Source organism: Nitrosomonas communis (genome assembly GCF_900114745.1).
GTDB classification, from domain to species: domain Bacteria; phylum Pseudomonadota; class Gammaproteobacteria; order Burkholderiales; family Nitrosomonadaceae; genus Nitrosomonas; species Nitrosomonas communis_A.
The window spans coordinates 1-7240 of the sequence record NZ_FOUB01000108.1 but is presented as its reverse complement, the minus strand read 5'-3'; the positions used below and the strand labels follow the sequence as shown (position 1 = coordinate 7240).

Sequence of the window (7240 nt, the reverse complement as noted above, 5' to 3'; positions counted from 1 at the left end):
AATTCCTTTGTATAGTGTTTCCTAGGTTCCATTTCATCCTCCAATTAAGACTATTTTCTCTTAACTGGAGTGTCCGGGTCTATTAGACCATATCAGATTCATGCTTAAGCATATCGGGTTCTTCTGAGGTCAGTCGATGACAAAAGGAGGGAGGGGCGCTAGCTTTGTAAAAATACTACAATGTAAAAAATACAGAACCTCTTATTTTTATTTTTAATAGCCCTATCAGCGCCCCATATAATAAATATATTTTTATAACATTCTGAATATATATATAAAAATAAATTAATTCATCTGATTTGTAATCAGAAGGTCCCGAGTTCGATTCTTGGTGTCGGCACCATTAAAATCAAGAGGTTAGCAGAGATACTTAACCTCTTTTGTTTTTCTGGGGTTACGCCGGGGTTACAAGAGTACCAACAAAACAATAAAGCGGCCTCGAAGCAAGCTGCGGGGAATTATTCCAATTCTATTTCATGAATGAATTTATAATCCAAGGCCATGCAACGATAGACTGGACACATTCACGATCTTTTTCCATATCGCGCATTGCTGCTTCCAGGTGATTTTCAAGTGCGTCCAGACTGTCGAATACACGGTTGTGGAATGATTTCTCTTGTAGCTCATTCCAAAGATTCTCGACAGGATTGAGTTCCGGTGAGTAGGGTGGCAGCATCAGTAAGCGTAGATTATGTGGAAGCTTGAGAGTGTGACTACGATGCCATCCTGCCCCATCGAGCGCCAGAATACTCCAGTCATTGGGATGACGTGACGCTACTTCATCCAGAAATAGCTGCATGCAATGGCAATTAACCTGAGGCAGGATAAGCGTATCCAGTTCACCATCAGCCACAGAGACAGCAGCATAAGCATAGACATATTCCTGGGTGACCATGGCCTGGCATAATGGTTGGATAGGTTGAGGGCTCCCACATTGGCGTGTATCGGAAACACGCCCAAAATGAGCTTCATCCTGAAACATCAGACGAAGTATCCCTTCTGCTTGCCACGCTCGGTCAATTGCTATGAGGGTATCGCGAAGTTTTTTTTCCACTCATCCTGAGCGGGCACGTCTGCCTTGGGGTGGCGCTTGTCGGGAGCAAGCTTGCGCCAGCCATGACGGTGCAGCAGGTTGTAGGTGGCTGCGAGCGATGTTTTGCGCTTTAAGCGGGAATCCAATGCTTGCTTGATTTCGCTCACAATCAAAATGCCTCCTGCCGATGCTTTTTCTATAAAAGGCGCTAGAAAAGCAGCTTCTTCTTCACGCGAAAGATTTTCCGCCGTCGTCCACCAAGGGCCAGGCTTGGCCGTATCATGTATGCCACCATTGCGGATAATCCCATTTCCAAATCAAAAATGACGCGAAGGCAAGCCGCAGACAGTATAAGTAATACGGCAAGGTGAAGCCGACAAAGTCAATTTTGATTTAGGAATGGAATAAGACGCATTCGAAGCTAGCACGCCTAGCCTATTGAAACACCTGTTGCGGTAGCTGTCTGCTCCATTGATAAGCCAAGTTCCAAAGGTAACATACAGCCTGTGCTTGTCTTAATTCTTCTATTGTGCTTGCATTAACCAGTCAGTCCTTTGCTTGCACCAAAACTTCTTTACCACTTGCTACTCGTGCCAACACCATACTTCCTTTCATAAGTCGCTTCTAATATTTCACTTATGAAGTAGAAATGGAATTAGAAGCTTACATAAATTACGAAATATCGCTAGAGCCTAAAATATGATCAATCTTCACTAACCGGTGCATCAGTTTTTATTTTGCATATTTTATCAATTTACATCAGGTAGCGATGCGAATGGTTAATTACGATTATATGCAGAGAATAATGGAAGAAATCATCTTCTATTTGTCTTATTGAAAATTGAATGGGTCACTAATAATACATACTACCCATAGGGGTCTCATGACAAAAAATAAATATTTAAAGTGTAGTAAATAAGCTCTACTAAGCCATTAAGAAAAGGCAATAAGAGATAAACGGATTGGATGGTTATATGAATTACTAGCATCTATTGATGAGCTATGGTTAGTTAGCTTATGCCATTGCATTGTTCAGCTTGATTTAATTGTTTTGCGAAGATAGATGAAATTGTAAATTCGAGAATAGCATAACATGCTATTGCTAATAATTAATTAGTTCCACACTATGAAATGCACTCAAAAAGTTATGGAATGCTTGCACATTGCTAACCCAGATATTCGCTACTTAAATTTAATGTGCAGAAAGTGCTTGGCAATATTGCAGAAACCGATTAGCAAATCTTCTTTTATAGAGAAACTCAATAAGAGGGTTTTAATAATAAAAAACTATGATGTGCTAATTAGCTATGTCAAATAATAGGGATAATTTTTTGTGCTCTTATATCTACTGCAAAATTATTGCGCTATTTTTTTTATCCAATCAATACGATGAAAGTAGTGAATATTTCAAGCTTCATCTTATCTCTATTGGTAAGTTGAATAAGTTGAATTTTTCAGTTTAATATTCTATGTATCCTACACCTGGAATCATAAACAAAGAACAATTCATAGTTGAATTTGCGCCACTAGTGAAGCGTATAGCGCACCATATGATGGTTAAGTTGCCTCCTAGTGTGGAGGTAGATGATTTAATACAAGCTGGTATGATTGGCTTGCTAGATGCTATAAACCGTTATGAAGGATCGTATGGACGCCAATTTGAAAGTTATGCAGCGCAGCGTATTCGTGGGTCAATATTAGACGAATTACGTGAGTCTGATTGGCTACCTCGTAGCCTCCGTAAGAAGATGCGCCAAATTGAAGTAACGATGAGAGCGCTAGAGCAGCGTTTGGGTTGCCCTCCAAGTGAGCAGGAATTGGCAACTGAATTAAATATGACTCTTGATGAATATCACGAGACTTTGCAGGAAGTACGAGGGGTTCAGCTGATTTATTATGAAGATTTTCAGGAGGAAGATGAAGATCATTTCCTGGATCGATTATGTTCTGACTCTGAGAATGAGCCACTAGGAATTTTATTGGATAAAAAATTGCGGCAGTCGCTAGTTGCAGCAATTGAAAATTTACCACCAAAGGAAAAAATAGTAATGGGTATGCATTATGAGCAGGAGATGAATTTGCGGGAAATTGGGGAGGTGCTTGGAGTCAGCGAATCACGAGTATGTCAAATACATACTCAAGCAATAGCACGCCTCCGTTTACGCCTGAGAAGTCTGTGAATTTATTGGGCTATTCAGGTAACCTTGAAGTTTCTGAGCAACATATTGCCGTACGACGGAACAGCAACCGCGTCTTATTTGAAGAAATCACCTGATTTTTGAGTAAACGAACATAGGATGTGTATTTCCTGCCCATCAAGTGATGGATGTCGGTTAAAGAAAGCTTTATCTTCAATTGATTTACTATGAAAGAACATAGATAAAAGACACAAGACTCCCGACCCCATACAAAGGTATGGGTAAGGAAAGATGATTAAAGCAAGTACTGCATCATTACGGTGCACATTTGCTGTCAGCGACCAAATTGCCTGCAGTCCTGTGATAGAAAGTGGCCTTTTTATTATGGGTGCTCTATGGCAACAATTTGAGGTGCGAGTTGGTCACTTGAGTCACATTAGCGTGCGGAGTCAAACCTTCAAAAACTTGAACGACTTCTGATAGCTGCACACCGCACCGATATTATCTTTCATCATTCGGGGCGAAGCAATGCTCTCATGATCATTAGCGTGTAGATCAACCCCTTTTACAGCTCATTGCTGATAAAACCCACAATGACTTGTTTTTAAGAACGTATTGCTGCGCCATTTTCAACATTCTGGGCCTAGATAAAAATGATGATAATGAGATTTTATTCAAATGCTCATTAAAAATTATTGAATTTATCATATCACTTCGCGATAGACTAAGAATAGTCTCATATAAGGAGTTGTGGTTAGTTCTAGTATAAAGCGCATCCATTAACCAGTTATTTTTCAAAAAATTAAATATAACAAAAGAATATTTTTTCATTATGAAAAATAACTTATATCTTGAAACTCTAAAATTACAAGTACTTATATAGTTTACATCAATATTGATCAGGTTTTTTAGTTGGAATAAGTTGTAATATTAACAGAACGAATATTTTGCTTAGATTTACAATTCATAATCTTCTATTTGCCGTTCTGGTTATTTAAGAAGTTCCTTCATCCGATTCAGTAGATATTTATTACTTTTAGTATTTTGATATCACTGAAGGAAGAAAAGCTTAATTCCTTATATTGATATTAAAACTAAAACTACCTGACAAATAAAAAGCGTTGTTATATACTGATATAGTATGAAGCGCTCGTTTATGTTAGAAATAACAACATCGTTTCCGAGTGTAATAAATTCATTGCTACAGTTAGTTTCTAAGAGAAACGATTTGCTATCATTAAATTTAATAAAAGGAAGGAGTCAAAAATGAATAAATTTATTATTTCTACTTTCATTTCTGCTTTGATATTGGGTTCTACCTCTGTCTCTGCTAGTGGAAATAAAGAATCCGCATTAACACCTATTAGAGCGCAAGATATCTTGAACGTCATGTCTTGCAAAGATAAAAAAGCGGAGGATCAAATTAAAGACCGTATAGATGGAACTAAAGTTACATGCGGTGAGGTAACGAAAAAAACTGCAAGTGCGATAGAAGCAAATTCTAAGGCTTCTTCTTCAGGTGGTGGATACTAAACAATTTACTTTATTTATCACACTAAACTGAGCAGTACGTTACTAGTTAATACATTTAAACAGAAAATATTTAAATATATTTTATAGATTTCTGCTATAGATATAATTTGTATGGCTGTTTTGTGGCGAGTAGTGAAGAGACTGTAGTTGCGCTATGTTCTATGCTAAAGGGTATCATAGAAAAGAAAATAATAGGCTATTCTTTTTAAGTGAATAACTAAGGTTAATCCAGATGGAAGGGTATGAATCTTCTTTATTGAAGAAGTAACTCATACTCCTTCCATGCTTCTATACTTGTAAATTTAATTATTTTTCAATAGATACTTTTCAATACGTGGATTCAAATTCGAAGTACAACTTCTGAAGGCTGAATGATATAACTCACCCATACCCCGAAGAATACTTCATGCGGGGTTCTAAATCCAAGCACTTTGCGTGGTCGATGATTGAGACGATCGACTGCCCACTGACTTGTTCTTCGGTAGCATCAGTGAATTTCATATTCTTAGGAAAGTACCGCCGGAGCAATCTCTTGCTGTTCTCATTCAATCCGCGCTCCCATGAATGGTCAGGATGTGCAAAGTAAATGTTCGCTTCCAACTCTTGGGCAATGGTTTCATGTCCGGCAAATTCTTTTCTATTATCGAATGTCATAGTGTGGGATTTGTTCTTGTGAGGACGTAGCAGACTGCTGATCTTTGCTGTTACCCCCTCGGCATGTTTAACTTGTAACTGACCAGCCAGGATATAGCGCGATTTCCTCTCTGCCATTGTTATTCCATTTCCAAATCAAAACTGACGCGAAGGCGAGCCGCAGGCAGTATAAATAATACAGCAAGGTGAAGCCGACAAAGTCAGTTTTGATTTGGAAGTGGAATTACCAGCACTTCTTGATGGTTCTTGCCAATCACTGTATCACTTTCCCAATCTGCAATACGAGTTTTCTGCTCGATGATCTTTGGTCGCTTATCGATGCTGATTCGGTTGCGAATAGTACCACGCCGTCCGTGCCAGCTTGTCCGCGTATAGATGCTGGTAAATAGTCTCATGGCTTATGGACCATTCACCTTCTAGTTCAAGTCGCGCTGATGCCTGTTCAGCACTCATATCCTGTCGAATCAGCCTGTCTACCTTATTCTAGTCTTCCCGGCCAAATCGCCTGGCTTTGGTTTTTTACCTCATGCGTTTATCTAATAATTCCTGCGCCTGCTTCAGACATCTGCCGCGTTGCTCTCCATTGCGCCTGAGTTCGCGCAAGATCGTACACTTATACAAGCCAGTTTCATTCGCTATCTTTCCTTGCTTAAAACCTGCTTCGCGTAAAATGCAAACCTGAGCGCGTTGCTCTTGGGCGATCTGGTGACAGTGCTTTATCCGTACTCTTTTATTTGATCGTTTAAGAAGCTCGGATGCTATCACAGCTTGTCTCTTGCTAGCCTTATAAAAGTTGTGCTGCCAACTTGAATCGGCCATCTTATTCTAATGCCATCCGTTAGAAAATCTCTCTAATGGAAAATATAAGTTTATTAGGTTCTGTTGACATTTTAGCGGAGCCAAATTAAGGCTGAGGCAAACCGTATAAACCCCATATAATTTTTAGCCATTTTTTCATAGCGTGAGGATATTCTTTTGTAATGTTTAATTTTGTTGAAGAAACATTCAATCAAATGACGCTCTTGATAAACGAACCAATCGCAATCTCTTGCATTGAATCGATGGCTGCGAGGCGGAATAACAGGTTCAACGCCTTTTTCAGTGAGCGTTTGAAAAAAAGCATCGCTATCATAACCTTTTTTATCACCCACCAGAGCGGCCGCGCCTTCTGGCGTCAGAGCCAACAAATTCTCAGCTTGTGCAATATCGCTGGCTTGACTGCCCGTCAGGATAAAATCCAGCGGGTTGCCGAACGTATCGGTAATAGCATGAATTTTAGTGGTGAAACCGCCTTTCGAGCCCTCAGGGCTTCTGCTTGCGCCGAACTGTTTGTCGCGCAGCAGCACAAGCATATGCACGGATAATCGTACTATCAATCAGAATTTGTAGTAGGTCGAGGTATTGGTTGCAGCCTACGTGCAGAAATTTTCAGACTTTATGCGTGCACCAACGTGAAAAGCGTTTAAAAACTGGGTTCCATTTGCCTAAGGACTGTGGCAATAAACCCCATTGTGCACCACTGCGTAAAATCCACAACAATGCATTCAGAAAACGACGACATGTCTCAACTCTTCCGAAATAAACTCGCTCTTGAAGCAGCAAGAGTCGATATAAAAATTCCCATTGTTTGCCAGTTAGTTCTGTTCTGCTATTCATTCTCACAGAAAACGAATCAGATTCTCGTGGATTATTTCGAAATGTCAACAGAACCTAGGACTTGGGCATCTTTAATTAATACTAAGTGTTAAAACATAGTGCGAGAATGTAATTTTTAGATTTATTTTTAATTTACTCAAACTATTGAAGTAGTAATAGAATTTAATTTTTTCTGAAATCCCATGCTATAAATATGGAAAAACTACTTGACTAAAATGATGAAGGT

General features: G+C 39.2%; 9 protein-coding genes. 2 read left to right on the top strand and 7 right to left on the bottom strand.

Features of this window, described 5'->3' with window-relative positions:
- Window positions 1-469: 469 nt before the first annotated feature.
- On the bottom strand, window positions 470-1054 hold the full coding sequence (locus tag BM122_RS24550; protein ID WP_218152182.1) for an IS630 family transposase: 585 nt from the start codon (window positions 1052-1054) through the stop codon (window positions 470-472).
- Complete coding sequence (locus BM122_RS23695; protein ID WP_256212239.1) at window positions 1024-1200, bottom strand: helix-turn-helix domain-containing protein; 177 nt, start codon at window positions 1198-1200, stop codon at window positions 1024-1026. Before BM122_RS23695 ends, BM122_RS24550 begins: the two co-directional genes overlap by 31 nt.
- A gap of 1302 nt (window positions 1201-2502) precedes the next feature.
- On the opposite strand from BM122_RS23695, the gene BM122_RS19695 reads away from it, so the two are divergent.
- Together BM122_RS19695 and BM122_RS19690 are read left to right on the top strand one after the other, a co-directional pair.
- Window positions 2503-3213, top strand: a complete 711-nt coding sequence (locus BM122_RS19695; protein ID WP_074907211.1) for an RNA polymerase sigma factor FliA — start codon at window positions 2503-2505, stop codon at window positions 3211-3213.
- A 1224-nt stretch (window positions 3214-4437) separates the two neighbouring features.
- Window positions 4438-4704, top strand: a complete 267-nt coding sequence (locus BM122_RS19690; RefSeq protein ID WP_074907209.1) for a hypothetical protein — start codon at window positions 4438-4440, stop codon at window positions 4702-4704.
- A gap of 381 nt (window positions 4705-5085) precedes the next feature.
- On the opposite strand, the gene BM122_RS19685 is transcribed toward BM122_RS19690, so the two are convergent.
- The 5 genes from BM122_RS19685 to BM122_RS24540 all read right to left on the bottom strand — a co-directional run bounded on the left by BM122_RS19685 (window position 5086) and on the right by BM122_RS24540 (window position 7014).
- The gene (locus BM122_RS19685; protein WP_074907207.1) at window positions 5086-5475 is read right to left on the bottom strand and encodes an IS30 family transposase; all 390 of its coding nucleotides are present in this window, start codon (window positions 5473-5475) and stop codon (window positions 5086-5088) included.
- An 83-nt stretch (window positions 5476-5558) separates the two neighbouring features.
- Entirely contained in the window at window positions 5559-5753 is a 195-nt protein-coding gene (locus BM122_RS19680; protein WP_074907205.1) for a hypothetical protein, read from the bottom strand.
- Between the two features lie 124 nt (window positions 5754-5877).
- Window positions 5878-6123 carry a hypothetical protein gene (locus tag BM122_RS19675; RefSeq protein ID WP_143083560.1) on the bottom strand — a complete coding sequence of 82 codons (246 nt, stop codon included), beginning with the start codon at window positions 6121-6123 and terminating at the stop codon, window positions 5878-5880.
- Window positions 6124-6248: 125 nt separating this feature from the next.
- Window positions 6249-6710: an IS5 family transposase gene (locus tag BM122_RS24545; RefSeq protein ID WP_074907201.1), complete on the bottom strand. Its 462-nt coding sequence runs from the start codon at window positions 6708-6710 to the stop codon at window positions 6249-6251.
- A gap of 76 nt (window positions 6711-6786) precedes the next feature.
- Window positions 6787-7014, bottom strand: a complete 228-nt coding sequence (locus tag BM122_RS24540; protein ID WP_083398621.1) for a transposase — start codon at window positions 7012-7014, stop codon at window positions 6787-6789.
- Window positions 7015-7240: the final 226 nt, after the last annotated feature.